15 protein-coding genes are annotated in these 17,384 nt (G+C 73.6%); 8 read left to right on the top strand and 7 right to left on the bottom strand.

Annotated features, from left to right (window positions below; translation table 11 throughout):
* Positions 1-100: 100 nt before the first annotated feature.
* The 3 genes from ACZ499_RS34915 to lnt are packed head-to-tail and all read right to left on the bottom strand — an operon-like array spanning position 101 to position 3,085.
* Positions 101-904, bottom strand: coding sequence for a 3-hydroxybutyrate dehydrogenase (locus tag ACZ499_RS34915; RefSeq protein ID WP_468680562.1), 804 nt, complete (start codon positions 902-904; stop codon positions 101-103).
* 56 nt (positions 905-960) lie between these two features.
* The gene (locus tag ACZ499_RS34910; RefSeq protein WP_468680560.1) at positions 961-1,440 is read right to left on the bottom strand and encodes an NUDIX hydrolase; all 480 of its coding nucleotides are present in this window, start codon (positions 1,438-1,440) and stop codon (positions 961-963) included.
* A 10-nt stretch (positions 1,441-1,450) separates the two neighbouring features.
* Positions 1,451-3,085 (bottom strand): apolipoprotein N-acyltransferase, encoded by a 1,635-nt coding sequence (gene lnt / locus ACZ499_RS34905; protein WP_468680558.1) that lies wholly within the window; start codon positions 3,083-3,085, stop codon positions 1,451-1,453.
* 222 nt (positions 3,086-3,307) lie between these two features.
* Here lnt and ACZ499_RS34900 point away from each other — a divergent pair, with 222 nt between their 5' ends.
* Positions 3,308-4,378 carry an O-antigen ligase family protein gene (locus ACZ499_RS34900; RefSeq protein WP_468680556.1) on the top strand — a complete coding sequence of 357 codons (1,071 nt, stop codon included), beginning with the start codon at positions 3,308-3,310 and terminating at the stop codon, positions 4,376-4,378.
* Positions 4,379-4,393: 15 nt separating this feature from the next.
* Here ACZ499_RS34900 and ACZ499_RS34895 read toward each other — a convergent pair whose 3' ends face one another.
* Both ACZ499_RS34895 and ACZ499_RS34890 read right to left on the bottom strand, forming a co-directional pair.
* Positions 4,394-4,972 (bottom strand): hypothetical protein, encoded by a 579-nt coding sequence (locus tag ACZ499_RS34895; protein WP_468680554.1) that lies wholly within the window; start codon positions 4,970-4,972, stop codon positions 4,394-4,396.
* Between the two features lie 72 nt (positions 4,973-5,044).
* Complete coding sequence (locus ACZ499_RS34890; RefSeq protein ID WP_468680553.1) at positions 5,045-5,830, bottom strand: glutamate racemase; 786 nt, start codon at positions 5,828-5,830, stop codon at positions 5,045-5,047.
* Between the two features lie 58 nt (positions 5,831-5,888).
* Here ACZ499_RS34890 and ACZ499_RS34885 point away from each other — a divergent pair, with 58 nt between their 5' ends.
* Positions 5,889-7,064 carry a glycosyltransferase gene (locus tag ACZ499_RS34885; protein ID WP_468680551.1) on the top strand — a complete coding sequence of 392 codons (1,176 nt, stop codon included), beginning with the start codon at positions 5,889-5,891 and terminating at the stop codon, positions 7,062-7,064.
* A 52-nt stretch (positions 7,065-7,116) separates the two neighbouring features.
* Here ACZ499_RS34885 and ACZ499_RS34880 read toward each other — a convergent pair whose 3' ends face one another.
* Positions 7,117-8,490: a TerD family protein gene (locus ACZ499_RS34880; protein ID WP_468680550.1), complete on the bottom strand. Its 1,374-nt coding sequence runs from the start codon at positions 8,488-8,490 to the stop codon at positions 7,117-7,119.
* Positions 8,491-8,722: 232 nt separating this feature from the next.
* Here ACZ499_RS34880 and ACZ499_RS34875 point away from each other — a divergent pair, with 232 nt between their 5' ends.
* The 4 genes from ACZ499_RS34875 to ACZ499_RS34860 all read left to right on the top strand — a co-directional run bounded on the left by ACZ499_RS34875 (position 8,723) and on the right by ACZ499_RS34860 (position 13,310).
* Positions 8,723-9,172 (top strand): DUF6643 family protein, encoded by a 450-nt coding sequence (locus ACZ499_RS34875; protein ID WP_468680548.1) that lies wholly within the window; start codon positions 8,723-8,725, stop codon positions 9,170-9,172.
* A 64-nt stretch (positions 9,173-9,236) separates the two neighbouring features.
* Complete coding sequence (locus ACZ499_RS34870; RefSeq protein ID WP_468680546.1) at positions 9,237-10,070, top strand: MOSC domain-containing protein; 834 nt, start codon at positions 9,237-9,239, stop codon at positions 10,068-10,070.
* Between the two features lie 143 nt (positions 10,071-10,213).
* Complete coding sequence (locus ACZ499_RS34865) at positions 10,214-10,819, top strand: Rv1733c family protein (RefSeq protein ID WP_468680544.1); 606 nt, start codon at positions 10,214-10,216, stop codon at positions 10,817-10,819.
* Between the two features lie 91 nt (positions 10,820-10,910).
* A complete protein-coding gene (locus tag ACZ499_RS34860) occupies positions 10,911-13,310 on the top strand; it encodes a right-handed parallel beta-helix repeat-containing protein (RefSeq protein WP_468409288.1) in 2,400 nt (799 codons plus the stop codon).
* Positions 13,311-13,333: 23 nt separating this feature from the next.
* Here ACZ499_RS34860 and ACZ499_RS34855 read toward each other — a convergent pair whose 3' ends face one another.
* Complete coding sequence (locus ACZ499_RS34855) at positions 13,334-15,610, bottom strand: hypothetical protein (RefSeq protein WP_468680542.1); 2,277 nt, start codon at positions 15,608-15,610, stop codon at positions 13,334-13,336.
* 250 nt (positions 15,611-15,860) lie between these two features.
* Between ACZ499_RS34855 and ACZ499_RS34850 the strand changes: the two genes are divergently transcribed.
* Positions 15,861-16,712: a DeoR/GlpR family DNA-binding transcription regulator gene (locus ACZ499_RS34850; RefSeq protein WP_468680540.1), complete on the top strand. Its 852-nt coding sequence runs from the start codon at positions 15,861-15,863 to the stop codon at positions 16,710-16,712.
* Positions 16,713-16,799: 87 nt separating this feature from the next.
* Positions 16,800-17,294: an SRPBCC family protein gene (locus tag ACZ499_RS34845; protein ID WP_468680538.1), complete on the top strand. Its 495-nt coding sequence runs from the start codon at positions 16,800-16,802 to the stop codon at positions 17,292-17,294.
* Positions 17,295-17,384 lie beyond the last annotated feature (90 nt).

The following is a 17,384-nucleotide window of genomic DNA, read 5'->3' as shown; positions in this document are numbered from 1 at the left end:
CGCGCCAGCCCTGTGGACAACTGTTGGCAGGCGCCGGTCAAGGAGCGGAGGTGTGGTGGTGGTGCGGCGGCGGGTACCGCCCGGGTGCGCCGGCGGTGCGTCAGTGCGCGGTCCAGCCGCCGTCCAGTGCGAGCGAGGTGCCGGTGATGAAGGAGGCCTGCGGAGCGCAGAGGTAGGCGACGGCCTCGGCGACCTCGTCGGGCTCGACCAGCCGTTTGAGCGCCGAGTCCTTGAGGAGCACCTCGGTCAGGACTCGCTCCTCGGGGATGCCGTGGGCGGCTGCCTGGTCGGCGATCTGCCGCTCGACGAGCGGGGTGCGGACGTAGCCGGGGCTGACGCAGTTCGACGTGACGCCGTGCTGGGCGCCTTCCAGGGCGGCCGTCTTGGAGAGCCCTTCGAGGCCGTGCTTGGCCGCGACATAGGCCGACTTGTACGCGGAGGCCCGCAGCCCGTGCACCGAGGAGATGTTGACGATGCGGCCCCAGCCCTGCCCGTACATGTGCGGCAGCGATCCCCTGATCAGCCGGAACGGCGCTTCCAGCATCACCGTCAGCACGGTGTGGAACACCTCGGGCGGGAACTCCTCGATGGGGCGCACGAGTTGCAGCCCGGCGTTGTTCACCAGGACGTCGGTGCCGGTGGCGGCCTGCTCGGCGGCTTCGAGGTCGGTGAGGTCCAGGACCAGGGGCTCCAGGGATCCGGCGAGGCCTGCGCCCTGTCCGGCCAGGACTTCGAGGCCTTCGGCGTCCCGGTCGACGGCCCGCACCTTGGCGCCGGCGGCCGCCAGGCGCAGGGCGCAGGCCCGGCCGATGCCGCCTGCGGCCCCGGTGACCAGGGCGGTGCGACCGCCCAGGTCGAGCTCGATGGACGGGGGGACGGGACCAGGTGTGGTGGGCGCGGTCATGTTCTCGACCCTAGGCAGAGTGGCCGCCCACCACCCATGTGGTCCGGGCCCACACTTCAGCGCTCGGTCATAGGCGCGAACCATGTCGGTTCATCGGTCATCGCCTGTTTGATCCGGAAGAGCGAGAACTCCTCCAGCTCCGGCAGCATGTCGACCGGGAACCAGCCGACCTCCAGGGACTCGTCGTCGTTGACGCGTGCCTCGCCGCCCACGGCCCGGCACTTGAAGCAGATGTCCATGAACTGGCAGTGGTCGCCGTTGGGGTAGGTGACCGGGCGCAGCGCGTCCACCAGGACGACCTTCTCCACGACGCACCGCACGGCGGCCTCTTCGTACACCTCGCGCACGGCGGTCTCGGCGGGCTGCTCGCCGGGTTCGGGGATCCCGCCGATGATCGACCACTCGCCGGTGTCCACGCGCCGGCCGAGCAGCACCCGGCCCTCGTCGTCGAAGACGACCACGCTGACTCCCGGCAGGAACAGCAGCTGCTGGCCGGCCGAGGCCCGGATCTCTCGGATGAACTCTGGTGTCGCCATGCCCTCGACCCTAACGAGACTCGGCGGCGCCGGACTCCGGTTCACGACGCGCGCGTACGGTACGGCTCACCGCCCAGCCGAGTCCCGCCGCCGCGAGCGCCACCAGGGCCCACTCGGGCGCGGTGCCGAGCCGGGTCGCCGGAGTCTCGGAGGAGCGCAGCGGCACCTTGGCGACGAGCGAGTCGGGCGTGAACATCCTGGTCTTCTGGACGACTCCCCCGTCGGGCATGATCACCGCGCTGACCCCGCTGGTGACGGGGACGGTGACGGTCCGGCTGTGCTCGACCGCGCGCACGCGCGACATGGCGAGCTGCTGGTAGGTCATCTCGCTGCGGTCGAAGGTCGCGTTGTTGCTCGGTACGGAGATGATCTGCGCGCCATGGGTGACGGTGTCGCGCACGGCCCAGTCGAACGCCGCCTCGTAGCAGGTGGCGATGCCGACCTCGGTGCCCGCCATGTCGAACACACCGGGCTTGGTGCCGCGGCTGAAGTCCTGGCGGACCATGGAGACATAGCCCGGGCCGAACTGCTTGATGAGGCCGCGCAGCGGGATGTACTCGCCGAACGGCTGGATCTGCCGCTTGTCGTAGGTGGCTCCGGGGCCCGTCTTCGGGTCCCACAGCACCTGCTCGTTGAAGAGCTGTCCGTCGGGGCGCTCGACGACCGCGCCCACCGAGATGGGCGCGCCGATCGCCTTGGCGGCCCGGTCGATGTCGGTGTACGCCTGGGCGTCGGTGTACGGGTCGACGTCCGAGGAGTTCTCCGGCCAGAGCACGAAGTCGGGCTTGGCGGCCTTGCCCGCCTTGACCCGGTCGGCGAGCCGCAGGGTTTCGCGCACGTGGTAGTCGAGCACCGCGCGGCGCTGCTCGTTGAAGTCCAGGCCCAGGCGCGGCACATTGCCCTGGATCACGGCGACCGTGGCGGTGCCGTTCTCGGCCGCGACGCTGACCAGCGGCGTCGCGGCGAAGGCGGCGGCGACCGGGGCGAGCAGGGCGGCCAGGGCGGCGGCCAGGGCCCCCTTGCGTACGACACCGGTGGCGCGCAGGCGCAGCGCCTGGCGCACGCACTCGTAGAGCCCGAAGCCGCAGAGCACGACGGCGAAGCCGAGGACGGGTGTGCCGCCCAGGGCGGCGAGCGGCAGGAACACCCCGTCCGCCTGGCCGAAGGCCAGCTTGCCCCAGGGGAAGCCGCCGAACGGCACGCGCGCGCGTGCCGCCTCGGAGGCGATCCACATCGCCGCGCCCCCCACCGGCCACCAGGGCAGCCGCGAGACCGCCGCGATCCCGGCGCCCGCGGCGGCCACCCCGACCGCCTCGATGGCCGCCAGGGCCAGCCAAGGGCCGGGGCCGACCTCCACGCCCGTCCAGTTGAGCAGCGGCAGCAGGAAGCCGAGCCCGAAGAGGTAGCCGAGGCCGAATCCGGCCTTCCAGGTCCGCCCGCGCAGACACCAGCCGAACAGCGCGAACGCGGGCACCGCCAGCCACCACAGAGGCCGGGGCGGGAAGCTCAGGTACAGGAACACCCCGGACAGCGCGGCCGTGGCAGGCCGTACGAACCGGTGCAGCAGCCGACGGCCGCGCGAGGCGGTGGCGGGCTGCGGTTCGAGCTGCTCTGGCTCGGCTGTGGGGGTGGTGGTCGTGCTCACCCGGCGGAGTCTACGGCCGCGAGCTGTAGCCGTGTCAGACCGGTTCGTACAGTAACCGTCCATATGCGCACGATCACCGTCGGATCGGCTCCGATCACTACGTCCGTACGCGTACGGGCATCGGAACCCACCCCCGCCGGAACGTTTCCGCACGATCTGCACCCAGATCGTGCCCTGCGCCACTACGGTGTGCGCAGTCCGTCAGACGGCCGGGGGGCGGGGATGAGCGCACTGACAGGCCGGTCCGCCGCACCCGAGCGCCGGGCCGGGCCCGATCTCGTCGGCGTCCTGGTGCTGGGCGCCTGCGCGGGGTGGTCGCTGGTCGCAGCGGCGGGGCGGGAGGCCCGCCCGGAGGGCGTGCTGCTCGCGGTGGTCGCGGTGGCCGCGGGGTACGCGCTGGGCCGGATCAGCGGCAGTCTGGTGCCCGTCGCGGCCGCGACCTGCGCCGCGAGCGCGGGCCTTCTCCTGGCGTACGCCTCCAGGGACGGCGTCCCCGGCGCCACCGTGGACCCCCTGCCGGGCCACATCGGCGTCTCGGCCGCGCTTCCCGCGCTCGCCGCGGGCGCGGCCTGCTGCGGCGCCTGGGCGGCCCGTACGACCGCGATCCGCCTCGCGCTGCGGCTGCTCGCCGTGGGGTGCGCGGGCACGGCCCTCGCACTCGGCTCGGCGGCGGGCTGCGCGGCGGCGCTCGGCGTACTGCTGTGCTCCCTGGCGGCGGCCCGGATGCGGCACCGGACGGTGGGCCTCGCGGGGCTCGCGGCGGTCGCCGTGCTCGTCGCGGTGGGGTCGGTCGCCGTGGCCGAGGACGTGCTGCCCGACGGGCTCACCGTCTCCCTGGAGGGCCAGCTGACGCCGGAGCGCGTGCTGCTGTGGCGGGACGCGGTGGATCTGGCCGAGGACCACCCCGTGCGCGGAACCGGGTCCGACCGGTTCGGCAGCCTCAGTCCGGTGGCGCGGCAGTCCCCGGTCGCCGCCGGCAAGCCGCACTCCGCCCTGCTCCAGCAGGCGTCCGAGCAGGGCGCGGTGGGAGCCACGCTGCTCGGGGCCACCTACGGCTGGATGCTGTACGCACTGTGGCGCTCGCCCAGGCCCACGTCCGTCGTCCTCACGGCGGGCGCCGCGCTCACCGCGCTGGCCGCGTTCGCCTGCGTCGGCAACGCACTGAGCTTCACCCCGGTGACGATGGGCGCGGGCCTGCTGGCGGGCCTGGCGACGGCGCGGCCGCACGGAGACGGGCGGCAGGAGGCGGAACAGGAGGTTCAGGTCGTACGCGCGCGTGGCCGATCCGGGTGAGGAGAGGCGGGAGGGTCAGGCCTCGGCGCGCTCGGCCGCTCCGAGCAGGCGCAGACGGTCGCGGATGACGCGGACCGCCGCCTCGGCGTCGTCCACCGTCACGGTGAAGACACGGCCGTCGCCGAGCCGCAGCACCAGGCCCTCACCTCGGCGTACGACGACCGCGGTGCCCTTCTCGGGGCGCCAGCGGTAGCCCCAGCCGCCCCACTGGCGCGGGGTGACGCGCGGCTCGAAGTCCGCGCCCACCACGTCCAAGAGCGAGATCCGGCGGCGCGGCAGGCCGATGTGGCCGCAGCGCACTTCGAGGGAGTCGTCGTCGACCTTCACGGCCACATGGACGAAGGCGAGCGTTCCGTAGATCACCAGGAGCCCGGCCGCGACGCAGCCGATCACCGACATGAGCAGCGGGGCGACGCCGGACGTCCAGTTGGAGTCGACGGCGAGCTCGACGCCGAGCGCCACGCACGCCGCGCCGCCTGCGGCGAGCAGCCACTGGACACGGTTGGTCGCGCGACCGGTCCAGATCGCCGGCTGCGGGGCGAGCGCCGGGGCACCACTGTCGTGCGCCGGCGGCTCGGGGGGGAATTCCCTCATGTCTAGCAGACTACTCAGATTCCACAGCACCGGCAGTGACCCCACTCTCAGTGAGCAGGGGCGCCCCGCATTTCAGTGAGCGATGGTGACCCTCTGTAGCAGCAGGCCTTCCGGATAGCCGAGCGCGGTCTCCGGAAGGGCGCCGGCACGGCCGCTGAGCAGCACCGTCACCATGCCGGTGGGCGCCGCGTCCGGGGCGGCTTCCAGGCCGGCCCGGCGCAGCGCCTGGGCGGCGACGGCCGACGCGCTGCCATACAGGCCGGGCGCCGACAGACCGGGCTGCCGCACAGCGGCACGCACCCGCTCGGCGACCAGTTCGTAATGGGTGCAACCCAGGACGACACCCCTTACGTCCTTGGGGGTCCGCTCGGCCGCCGCGGCGATGGCCAGCTCGATGGCGGGCTCGTCGCCGTGCTCGATCGCGTCCGCGAGCCCGGGGCAGGCGACCTCGGTGACCTCGACGCCGTCGGCGAACTCGCGGATCAGCCCGCGCTGGTAGGGGCTGCCGGTGGTGGCCGGAGTGGCCCAGATGGCGACGGGTCCGCCACTGGCGGCGGCCGGCTTGATCGCCGGTACGGTCCCGATCACCGGGATCCGCGGCTCCAGTTCGGCGCGCAGGGCCGGAAGCGCGTGCACGGAGGCGGTGTTGCAGGCCACGATCAGGGCGTCCGGGCGGAGCTCGGCGGCGGCGCGCGCCACGGCGAGCGCGCGCTCGGTGACGCCCTCGGGCGTGTGCGGGCCCCACGGCATGCTGTCCGGGGCGGAGGAGAGGACGAGGTCGGCGTCCGGCCGCAGCCGGCGCACGGCGGCGGCCGCCGCCAGCAGGCCGATTCCGGAGTCCATGAGCGCGATCTTCACCCGGTCACCATAGTCGACCGCCCTTGCGCACCCGCTCAGGTGGTGCAGACTGCGGCGGATGAGCGCCCTCGCATGGATCGCCGTGGTGTCACTGCTCTGCTGGCTCTGGCTGCTGCTCGGACAGGGCTTCTTCTGGCGCACCGACCAGCGCCTCCCCGCCCGTTCCGCCCCGCCGGACTGGCCGTATGTCGCCATCGTCGTACCGGCCAGGGACGAGGCCGAGGTGCTGCCGCGCAGCCTGCCCACCCTGCTGTCCCAGGACTATCCGGGCGAGGCGGAGATCTTCCTGGTCGACGACGGGAGTTCGGACGGCACGGGTGAGCTGGCGCGGGCGCTGGCCGCGCGGGAGGAGTGCGCGCTCCCGCTGACCGTGGTCCGGCCGGGCGAGCCCGAGCCCGGCTGGACCGGGAAGCTGTGGGCGCTGCGCCAGGGCATCGCGCTGGCCCGCGCGCGCGAGCCGGAGTATCTGCTGCTGACCGACGCCGACATCGCCCATGAGCCGGACAGCCTGCGGGAGTTGGTGGCCGCGGCCCGCTCCAACGGGCTCGACCTGGTGTCGCAGATGGCGCGGCTGCGCGTGGCGAGCGGCTGGGAGCGGCTGGTGGTGCCGGCCTTCGTCTACTTCTTCGCACAGCTGTACCCGTTCCACTGGATCAACCGGCCGGAGGCGCGCACGGCGGCGGCCGCGGGCGGCTGCGTCCTGCTGCGGACGGAGGCCGCCGAGCGGGCGCGGATTCCGGAGTCGGTGCGCCAGGCGGTCATCGACGACGTGTCGGTGGCGCGCGCGGTGAGCCGCTCGGGCGGGCGGATCTGGCTCGGGCTGGCGGAGCGCGTCGACAGCGTGCGCCCCTATCCGCGCCTCGCCGACCTGTGGCGCATGATCGCGCGCAGTGCGTACGCCCAGCTCCGGCACAGTCCGGTCCTGCTGCTCGGGACGGTCGCGGGGCTCGCGCTGATCTATCTCGCTCCCCCGGTCACGCTCTTCGCCGGGATGGCGCGGGACGACGCAGTGGCGGGCTGGGCGGGCGGGTTCGCGTGGCTGGTGATGGCCGGGACGTACGTCCCGATGCTGCGCTACTACCGGCAGCCGCTGCTGCTCGCGCCGCTGCTGCCGGTCACCGCGCTGCTGTACCTACTGATGACGGTGGACTCCGCCGTCCAGCACTACCGGGGGCGCGGGGCGGCATGGAAGGGGCGCACTTACGCGCGCCCGGAGGCTACACCGGACCAGTGAGCCGGGCGGTGCCTTCTCGCCTCCGCCGTCAAAAACCGCGCCCACGCGCGCGTCACTTGCGCCCGGGCGTCCAGTTCATGCCCCACCCGTACTCCTGGTCGATGGTGCGCTGCGGGCTGACGCCGCGCCCGGGCACCAGATAGCGGGCCTCGCGCTGGACGACGAAGTCGCCCCCGTTGTTGGTGAGCAGCGCGAGGGCGCAGACCGTGGAGGGCACGGTGCACTCGTCGAGCGAGAAGTCGATCGCCGCCCCGTGCTCGGGCTGGAGGGTGACCGTGGCGTGCAGGTCGGCGAAGCTGCGCGCTCCCTCGTAGATCGTCACGAAGATCAGCACGCGGCGGAGCTGGTCCTTGTGGTCGAGGTTGACCGTGAGGTTCTCGCCGGACGTGACGGCGCCGGTGCGGTCGTCGCCGTCGAGGTGGATGTACGGGGGGCGGCTGAGCGAGCCGAAGGCGTTGCCCAGTGCCTGGACGACCCCCTTGCGGCCGTCCGCGAGCTCGTAGAGGGCGCACAGGTCGAGATCGAGGTCGGCGTGGTTGGCGACGGCACGCCCGAGCTTGGCGCCCCAGCCGCTGAACTGCTTGCGCATCTGCCAGTTGAGGTTGACCCTCAGCGCCCCCGAGCTGCCACCCTGCTTGGCCAGCGAGACCGTGGGAGCCGCCTTGGTCAGGGTCACCTTGGACAGGCGTACGGGGGCCGGCGCGGGCGGTGCGGCCGAAGGCGGCGGGGCGGCTGCCGGGAAGGGGGGGACGCTCGCCGCCGGGGCGGGAGCGGGCGGGGCCGCAGCGGGCGGGGCCGGAGCGGACGGCGCGGCTCTCGGCCGGGCGGCCGCCGGAACCGGTGCCTGGTTGGGATCCGACGGCCCGGCCGGGGCCTGCGCACCCGGCCGGTCGACCGTGATCCCGAAGTCCGTTGCCAGCCCTTCAAGTCCGGAGTCGTATCCCTGGCCCACCGCACGGAACTTCCACGCGCCCTGGCGCCGGTAGAGCTCGCCCAGGATGAACGCCGTCTCCACGGTCGCGTCCGCGCTGTCGAAGCGGGCGAGCTCCGCGCCGCTCACCCCGTCGAGGACCCGGATGGCCAGCCCCGGGACGCGGCCAAACGTTCCGCCATCGGCGGAAGCGGCGAGCACCACGCGCTCCACGTCGGGCTCCACGCGCGCGAGGTCGACGAAGAGCGTGTCCGTGACGTCCTCGGCCGAGCTCTGCTTGCCCTCGTACCGCACCGCTCCGGAGGCGTGCGCCGGCTGGTTGTAGAAGACGAAGTCCGCGTCGGAGCGGACCTTCCCGGTGCCCGACGCGATCAGCAGGGCCGAGGCGTCGGCATCCGGCACCCCGGGACCGGAACGCCAGGCCAATTCGACGCGTACGGTCGGCGCCGGCACCGGAACATTGGACCCTTTAAGCATGGACATGCTCGCCCCCATCGCGAGTCGGGGTGCCGAAAGATTTTCCGCACCGTCAACCTAAACCCCGGCAGGCGTTCCGGCACCCGCCGGTAACCCCTCCCGAGCTCGGCCTTTACAGGATCCGTACGCTCCGGGGCGACCGATTTTCCCATGTTCGCTCGCATTGGGGATGTGCGATCACTCCGAACCCGTAAAACAACCCTCTTATCGGGCTCCCCAACGACCACATCGTGGGCTTAACTTATGTGCCATGACCTCCCCCCGCTCCACCTATGGCGGCGGTTACTACTCCGCGCCGTCCTTCCCGGACACCCCCATCTACGACTCCCTCGTCGCAGAACGGGGAACGCCTCAGATCGCCCCGATCCGAGTACCCGCCCTGTACGACACCGGCAGCAGTTATCTGCCTGCCCTCCCGGCCGCGCTCCCCGCCCTGCCCGCCGCCCCCTCCCAGCAGCAGCCCGCCTACGCCTCGTCGTACGGCTACCAGCAGGCGCCGCAGCCGATGCCGCTGCAGCAGACGCCCGCTCCCTACATCCCGCAGCAGACCGGCGCCCCGCGCGGCTACCCGAGCCCGCAGGCCCAGCAGCAGCGCCCGATGGGCCCGACCGGCTACGAGGCGATGCGCCCCGCGGCCCCGCGGCCCGCCCCGGCGCCGTACGACGGCTACAACCAGCCGTACCCGAACACGGGGTACTGAGCGGGGTAGCCCACCGCTCCTCCGCGTTCGACCGGATGTCCGAGGCGGCTGGCAGGATTGGCTCATGGAGAGACCGATTCAGCCCGTCGTGCGCCACATCAACATCTACCCCGTCAAGTCGGTCGGGGGGTACCGACTCGACGAGGTGCAGGTCGAACCATGGGGTCCGGCCGGCGACCGCCGCTGGATGGTCGTCGACGCCGCCGGGAAGGCCGTGACCCAACGCGAGCAGGCGCGGCTCGCGTTGGCCGCCGCCCGTGCACTGCCGGACGGCTCCGTCCGGCTGTCCGCGCCCGGGCGGGAGGATCTGACCGTCGCCGTGCCCGAGCCGATCAGCGCGAGCGCGGTGACGCTCTTCGGCAAGAAGGTCGAGGCGATAGCGGCCGACGAGGCCGCGCACGCGTGGTTCAGCGAGCACCTCGGGGTGGAGGTCCGGCTGGTCCACCTCGACGATCCCGCGACCCGGCGGCCGATCGACCCGGACTTCGCGCGGCCGGGCGAGACGGTGAGCTTCGCCGACGGCTTCCCGCTCCTGGTCGCCACCACGGCCTCGCTGGAGGCGCTGAACTCACTGATCGCGCAGGGTGGCCATCCGCACGAGGGCCCGCTCCCGATGAACCGGTTCCGCCCCAATGTGGTCGTCGACGGCACCGAGCCGTGGGCCGAGGACCACTGGTCGCGGATCGCGATCGGCGAGGTCGTCTTCCGGGTCGCCAAGCCCTGCGGGCGCTGTGTCATCACCACCACGAACCAGGCGACCTCCGCGCGCGGCCGCGAGCCGCTGCGCACCCTGGGCCGCCACCGCCGCTTCGGCACGAAGCTGGTGTTCGGGCAGAACGTCGTCCCGGAGCGCACCGGTGTCATCCGCACCGGTGATCCCGTGCGCGTTCTCGCGTAAGGCGCCCGTCGGCGGGAACTCGTGAGGACGGCGGACGCGTTGTGCGGGAGGGGGGCTCGGGTGACGTTGCTCTCTCTTGGGCCCGCTCGCGCGTAGGGCGCACCATCCGGGGCCAGGACGCATGCGGAAGGGGGTGCGATTCAGTGCGATCCGCAGTGGGGGTGTGGCGTTGGCGGCAGAACCCCTTACGCCGCCGTACGGATCTCGTCGAGGCATGGGTGGCGCTCGCCGCCCTGGTGCTGATGGCGCTGGCCTCGCCGGTGCTGGGGAGCCTGTGCGGGGCGGTCACGGACCGGGCGCTCCAGCGCACGGTGACCAGGCAGCATCGCGAGCGGCACGCGACGACGGCCGTGGTGGTCCACCAGGCGCACGAGCGCAGTGCGCTCGCCGACGCCGAGGGGGTGGGCGGCCGCGAGGGCCGGATCCGGGTGGTGGCCAACTGGACGGCGTACGACGGCACTCTCCACACCGGCACGGTCGCCGCCCCCAGGCGGTCGGCCCCCGCGGGCTCCACTTTCCGCATGTGGACGGACGACCGGGGCATGCGCACGAGCCGTCCCCTGGACTCCGCCACCGCGCACGCGCACGCGGTGTTCGCCGGTCTCGGCGCGGCCGTGGCGGCGGCCGGCCTCGTCGAGGGCATACGACGGCTCGTCGTATGGCGGCTGGTGCGACGGCGGTATGCCCGTCTCGACCGCGCCTGGGCCGGATACGGTCCGGACTGGGGCCGTGCGGGAGCAGGCAGCTGACCGGTCAACTCGCCGGCCTCGCGCGCGCTACGGTGGACCATCAGTCGCACGTACAGCGTTCGCACGCACGAGGTGGGGGCACAGCAGCGCCATGGCTCAGGGCACGGTCCAGGTAACCCACACCGGCACTTCGAGGTGGCGGCGCCGCACCGGCGAATACGCCTCGCTCGCCGCTGCCCTGGAGGCCGCGGCGGACGGCGACATCCTCACGGTCGCACCCGGCACCTACCGCGAGAACCTGGTCCTGCGGCGGGCCGTGACCCTGCGCGGCCCGGAGGGGTCGGCGGGATCGGTGCGGATCGCCCCGGCCGACGGCGTGCCGCTGACCGTGCGCGCCTCCGCCACCGTCCAGGACCTCCAGCTCGAAGGGCAGGACGCGGCGGCGCCCGCGCTGCTGATCGAGGACGGCGCGCCCGAGCTGTGCGATCTGCGGGTGGTGACCCGCTCGGCGGTCGGCATCGAGGTGCGCGGCGCGGCCCGCCCCACGGTCCGGCGCTGCACCGTGGACAATCCGGGCGGCGTCGGCATCGGTGTACTGGACGGCGCGGGCGGCCTGTTCGAGGAGTGCGAGGTGGTCGCGGCCGGCCAGTCCGGCGTCTCGGTGCGCGCGGGCGCCCACCCCCGTCTGGAGCGCTGCCGGGTGCATCACGCCTCGGGCGCGGGCCTTTCGGTGACCGGCGAGGGCACCGGCCTCGAGGCGCTGGGCTGCGAGGTGTACGAGATCAAGGGCGCCGGGGTGCAGATCGCCGCGCGCGCCGTGGCGCACCTCACCGACTGCACGGTGCACCGCACCTCGGCGGACGGGGTCACGCTCGACACGGACGCGGTGCTCACGCTCGCCGACTGCGACATCCACGACATCCCCGAGAACGCGGTGGACCTGCGCTCCCGCTCGGTCCTGACGCTCACCCGCTCGGCGGTGCGCAGCTTCGGCCGCAACGGCCTCTCGGTGTGGGACCCGGGCACCCGGGTGGACGCCAACCAGTGCGAGATCCATGACAGTACGGGCGACTATCCGGCGGTGTGGGTCAGCGACGGCGCGACGGCGGTCCTGGAGGCGTGCCGCGTCCACGACGTGCCGGACGCGCTGTTCGTCCTGGACCGGGGCTCGCGCGCCGACGTCGTCGACAGCGACATCTCGCAGGTGCGCAACACCGCGGTGTCGGTGAGCGACGGGGCCACCGCGCAGCTCGACGACTGCCGCATCAGGGAGGTCTCCACGGGCGCCTGGTTCCGCGACCACGGCAGCGGCGGCACACTCGCCAACTGCACCATCGACGCGGCACAGACCGGCGTGATCGTCACCAAGGGCGCCGACCCCCGCATCGAGCGCTGTACGGTCACCGCGCCCGCCGAGGCCGGGTTCTACGTGTCGGCGGAGGGCCGGGGCACCTTCCACGGCTGCCGGGTGACCGGCAGCGGGGGCTACGGCTTCCATGTGGTGGACGGCTGCCGTACGACGCTGACCCGCTGCCGTACGGAGCGCTGCGCGCGCGGCGGGTACGAGTTCGGCGAGGACGGGCCGGTCTCCGAGGACTGCACCAGCGACGAGAGCGGCGTGCGCCCCGGGGCGCAGGAGCCGCCCGCCGTCCAGACCGCGACCCAGACGATGGGCCTGCTCTCCACGGTCCCGGGGCAGCGCCCCACCGGAACCGCGGCGGTGCCCGTGGAGGAACCCGCCCGCTCCTCGCAGGACGTCCTGGGTGAACTCGACACGCTGGTGGGCCTGGAGAGCGTCAAACGCGAGGTGCGGGCGCTCACCGACATGATCGAGGTGGGCCGCAAGCGGCAGCGGGCCGGGCTCAAGGCCGCCTCGGCCCGCCGCCATCTGGTCTTCACCGGCTCCCCCGGCACCGGCAAGACCACGGTCGCCCGGCTCTACGGGGAGATCCTGGCGTCGCTCGGGGTGCTGGAGCGCGGGCACCTCGTCGAGGTGTCCCGGGTCGATCTGGTGGGCGAGCACATCGGGTCGACCGCGATCCGCACCCAGGAGGCGTTCGACCGGGCGCGCGGCGGCGTGCTGTTCATCGACGAGGCGTACGCGCTGTCGCCCGAGGACTCCGGACGGGACTTCGGCCGGGAGGCGATCGACACCCTGGTGAAGCTGATGGAGGACCACCGCGAGGCGGTGGTGGTGATCGTCGCCGGGTACACGGCGGAGATGGAACGCTTCCTCAGGGTCAACCCCGGGGTGGCGTCCCGTTTCTCACGGACCATCACCTTCAGCGACTACGACCCGGACGAACTGCTGCGGATCGTGGAGCAGCAGGCCGAGGAGCACGAGTACCGGCTGGGCAGCGGGACGGCCGAGGCGCTCCTGAAGTACTTCACAGCGCTGCCCAAGGGCCCGGCGTTCGGCAACGGCCGCACCGCGCGCCAGACGTTCGAGTCGATGGTGGAGCGGCACGCGGGCCGGGTCGCCCAGTTCGCCGACGCGAGCCCGGACGACCTGAGCCTCCTCTACGCGGACGATCTGCCCGAACTTCCCTGAGAAGCAAGGTTGTTGACGGTTAGTCAGCGCTGCTGCGGGAGCGCCGGTGCCAATTCTTCAAGGAGTGCGGTGCGCTCCTCGGCGAAGGCCGGGTCGGCCTGGTAGTCCGAGTGGGCCAGGATCGGCGCGGGCAGCGGCTGCCGTTTCGTACGCCCGAAGGCGAGCGGGTCGAGGAGCGGGCCCCGGTCCACGTTCGTGCCGGGCAGCACCGGGCCGCCTATCGGGTCGGTGGCCCGCCACAGGTTGCGCCAGCAGTGCAGCTCCCGGTGGAGGGCGGTCAGTTCCGGGCGCCCGAAGTACGCGGGGAACCAGCGCCCGTAAAGCCGCTCCAGGGGCGAGCCGTAGGTGAGCAGCGCGACGCTGCGGCGGGTGCGGGCGGGCAGCTGCCACACGGCGGCGGCCGCCAGGACGCTGCCCTGGGAGTGGCCGGAGATGACGAGGCGGCCGCCGGTGCGCCCGGTCCAGGTGTTCATCCGCCAGGCCAGGTCCGGCACGGCCCGTTCGGCGTAGCAGGGCGGGGCGAACGGATGGGCCGCGCGCGGCCAGAAGGTGCCCACGTCCCACAGGATGCCGATGGTGCGCCGGGCCGAGGCGTCCTTGTAGGCGCGCCGGCCCCAGGTGACGAAGAGCAGGAAGCCGAGGCCGGTGAGCCAGGAGCCGAGCGCCTGGGCGGTGTCGGCGGCCGAGGCGACCGCGCCCGGCGCGTCGGCCGCCGCCCGCCCGGGCACCTGACCGGTGGCCCACGAGCCCGCGAGCGCGCCCGCGCCGAGCAGCAGCGTGGCGGCGCCGACGATGCCGAGGAAGGCGGGCGCGCGGTCGGTGAGTCCGGCCATCGCACGGGCGGTGGCGATCCGCCGGGAGCGGGCGGCGTCCGGGAGCTCGCCCGGGTAGTCCGCGAGCAGCCCCGGCTCCTCGGCACGTGCGGTGCGCCAGGTGCGCAACGCGAAGTAGGCGACGGCCGGGACGAGGAACGCGAGCAGGGCTGGGATCACCGAGGCCTGCCAGGTGAGCAGCGGCGGCGGGCCCTTGAAGACGTCGCGGGCCTCGCCGGGCGTACCGGAGCCGTCCAGCCAGTCGGCCACGCGCTGGGCGACCCCGCCGGTCATCACTCCGCCGAGCGCGCACGCCAGGAGCGCGACGGCGGGGCCGCCGAGGCCGGACAGCGCGGTACGGGAGTCGTGCGCGCGGCGCCGCAGCAGGAGCGCGACCCCGGCGAGCAGGACGACCAGGACGCCTTGGGCCAGGGCGATGACCCCGAAGGTGCGGTCGCCGGGGAGCGTGGAGTGCGAGGCCCAGCCGGGCCGCTCCCACGACGCGTACACCATCGACAGAACGAGCACGCCGAGGGCGGCGGCGGGCAGGAACGTGATGACGGCCCGGTCCAGGTGCTCGTCGAGGCGCGATTCGCTGCGGCCCCGGCCGCACACCACGCCCACCACGACGGCCGCCCCCACGAGCAGAGTCGCCGTCAGGAGCCAGCCGAGGACGTCGAGCGGGGTGCTCGCGCCGGCCCGGTCGTGGCGGGCGGCGGCTGCGGTGACGGCCGCGGCGACGGTGAGGAACCCGGCGGCGGTGTGGGCGGCGCGCAGCCGGGCGACCAGGCGCCGCCCGTACCAGAAGCCGGGGCGGCTCAGAGCGGGCGCGTGCGGCTCGTCGTCGTCCCCGGCGGTGCCGAGCGGCTGCTGGGACTCGTACGCGCTCCAGGTGCGGTTGGACAGGTACCAGAGCAGCCCGGTCAGGGCGGCGGGCACCAGCGCGGCCAGCGCCAGTCGGCGGCCGGGCGGGCTCCACCAGCCGTGCCGCTCGGGCGACAGGAAGCCGAGCCAGGACTTCCCGGCGGCGCAGCTCGCCGCGCCCGCGCACTGCCAGGCGGCCAGATCGAGCGCGACCTCGCAGGCGGCTGCGATGAGCAGCACGGTCAGGCTGAGCGCGACGAGCCGGACAAGGACCCCGTAGAGCCGCACCGCGCGTGCGGACCCCCGGGCGGGCGGGCGCATCCAGTGCGCGAGGTTGACCACCATGAACGGCAGGAGCAGCAGCCACAGGGCGCGGGCTCCGTTGCCGGAGGTGAGGTTGGCCCAGCAGTACGCCTCGGGCACGGGCCGGCCACGGTAGCGCTCGGGGTGGTCCTCGGCGTCGGCGTCCTCGGTGCGGCGGTGGACGGCGGCGGTCTCGTCCCCGGTGACCCGGACCGTACGCGGGTCGTCGAGCATGGACTGCGGGGTGGCACCACCGACGCCGTGGACGAGCAGTTCGAGCGCGGGCCCGCCGTCGTCGGCGGCCGGTGTGGCACGGGACACTTCTGTGACTCGCTCTCATGATGGGAGGATCGGCGGCGGGACACGGCGGGGGTTGTCGTGCGGATCGCGGATCGTGCGGGTCGGGCGTCGTGCGGGCGCCGGAGGACCTCGGCGCGGGGGCCTCGGCGTGCGGGTTCTTCAGGATCTCGGATCTGCTGCCGGAGTGCGGTGTCCTCACGGAATCTCCCCGTGACAGGATTCGGATGTACGGCGACGACATGTACGGCGACGCGGAAGGACCGACCCGGCAGTGACCGACAACCAGAATCTGCTCGCGGAGCAGCGTCGCGCCCTGATCCTCGACGAGGTCAGACGGCGTGGCGGTGTCCGGGTCAATGAGCTCACCCGGAAGCTCAACGTCTCGGACATGACGGTGCGCCGGGACCTGGACGCGCTGGCCCGGCAGGGCGTGATCGAGAAGGTGCACGGCGGCGCGGTGCCGGTGGTCGAGGCCTCCACGCACGAGCCGGGCTTCGAGGCCAAGTCTGGCCTGGAGCTGAGCGCCAAGGAGGACATCGCGCGCGCGGCGGCCGCGATGGCCGTGCCGGGCAGCGCCATCGCGCTCTCGGGCGGTACGACGACGTACGCCCTGGCGCACCGGCTCCTCGACGTGCCGGATCTGACGGTGGTGACCAACTCGGTGCGGGTCGCGGACGTCTTCCACGCGGCGCAGCGGGCCGCGGGCAACGGCGGGATCCGGCCGGGCGCGGCGACCGTGGTGCTCACCGGCGGGGTGCGCACCCCGTCCGACTCCCTGGTGGGGCCGGTCGCGGACCAGGCGATCCGCTCGCTCCACTTCGACGTGCTCTTCCTCGGGGTGCACGGCATCTCGGTGGAGGCGGGTCTCTCCACGCCGAACCTGGCGGAGGCGGAGACCAACCGGGGGTTCGTGCAGTCCGCGCGGCGGGTCGTGGTGGTCGCGGACCACACCAAGTGGGGGACGGTGGGGCTGAGTTCGTTCGCCTCGCTGGACGAGGTGCACACGCTGGTGACGGACTCGGGGCTGTCCGACGCCGCGCGCGAGGAGATGGCCGAGCATCTGCCGGGGCTGCTGGTCGCGGGCGAGGGCGACTCGGCCGAGGTGGACGGGGGCCCCGCCTAAGACATCTGACGGGCCGCCAGTTAAGGTGTGCGAGCTCGCTGTTGACCGCTCGTGCCCGTCCACACCGATCGCTGGAGGTGCGGCCCGATGGCTCGCCGACTCCGTCCCGTGGAGCTCGACTTCGTCGAGACCGCTCCGCTGCGCCTGGTCTTCGCCGCCGACGCGGCCGCCCCGGCGGACGCCCTCTACCGCGCGCTGGCCGTCGAGACCGACACCTGGCCCGAGTGGTTCGCGGCCGTGACCCACTCGCGGGCCACCGACGGCGGCCGGGAGGTCCGGCTGAGGGGCGGCACCCGGTTCGAGGAGACGGTGATGGCCGCCGAGCCCTCAGTGCGCTACGCCTACCGGGTCGACGTCACCAACGCCCCCGGTCCGCACGCCCTCTTGGAGGAGTGGCGGCTCACGCCGACCGCCGGGGGCACCCGGGTGCAGTGGACCTTCGCGGCCGCGGGCGGCGCGCCCTTCCGGTTCGCGCTGCGGATGGGCCGGCCGGGTCTGGGCCGGGCGTTCCGCGACGCGGTGGCGGCGCTCGACCGCCGACTGGCCGCGCCCGGCGGCGGGCCGACGCCGCCGGCGTCCTAGGGCGTGTTTCGAAAGTCCCGTCTGCCCGGCGGCGTCTGGCACGCACGCTCGCCGCGTTGTCGGGATCACCCCGATACAACCAGTATCGGG

This window comes from Streptomyces sp. NPDC031265 (assembly GCF_055570295.1).
The sequence above is the reverse complement of the archived record's forward strand: the minus strand, read 5'-3'. Positions and strand labels throughout refer to the sequence as shown.

Excerpts from the sequence above, each read along its gene's own strand:
- ACZ499_RS34900 (WP_468680556.1), top strand. The coding sequence starts at position 3,308 with ATGAGCGCACTGACAGGCCGGTCCGCCGCACCCGAGCGCCGGGCCGGG.
- ACZ499_RS34910 (WP_468680560.1), bottom strand. The coding sequence starts at position 1,440 with ATGGCGACACCAGAGTTCATCCGAGAGATCCGGGCCTCGGCCGGCCAG.
- ACZ499_RS34895 (WP_468680554.1), bottom strand. The coding sequence starts at position 4,972 with ATGAGGGAATTCCCCCCCGAGCCGCCGGCGCACGACAGTGGTGCCCCG.
- ACZ499_RS34880 (WP_468680550.1), bottom strand. The coding sequence starts at position 8,490 with ATGGGGGCGAGCATGTCCATGCTTAAAGGGTCCAATGTTCCGGTGCCG.
- ACZ499_RS34845 (WP_468680538.1), top strand. The coding sequence starts at position 16,800 with ATGGCTCGCCGACTCCGTCCCGTGGAGCTCGACTTCGTCGAGACCGCT.
- ACZ499_RS34885 (WP_468680551.1), top strand. The coding sequence starts at position 5,889 with ATGAGCGCCCTCGCATGGATCGCCGTGGTGTCACTGCTCTGCTGGCTC.
- ACZ499_RS34860 (WP_468409288.1), top strand. The coding sequence starts at position 10,911 with ATGGCTCAGGGCACGGTCCAGGTAACCCACACCGGCACTTCGAGGTGG.
- ACZ499_RS34875 (WP_468680548.1), top strand. The coding sequence starts at position 8,723 with ATGACCTCCCCCCGCTCCACCTATGGCGGCGGTTACTACTCCGCGCCG.
- ACZ499_RS34870 (WP_468680546.1), top strand. The coding sequence starts at position 9,237 with ATGGAGAGACCGATTCAGCCCGTCGTGCGCCACATCAACATCTACCCC.
- ACZ499_RS34915 (WP_468680562.1), bottom strand. The coding sequence starts at position 904 with ATGACCGCGCCCACCACACCTGGTCCCGTCCCCCCGTCCATCGAGCTC.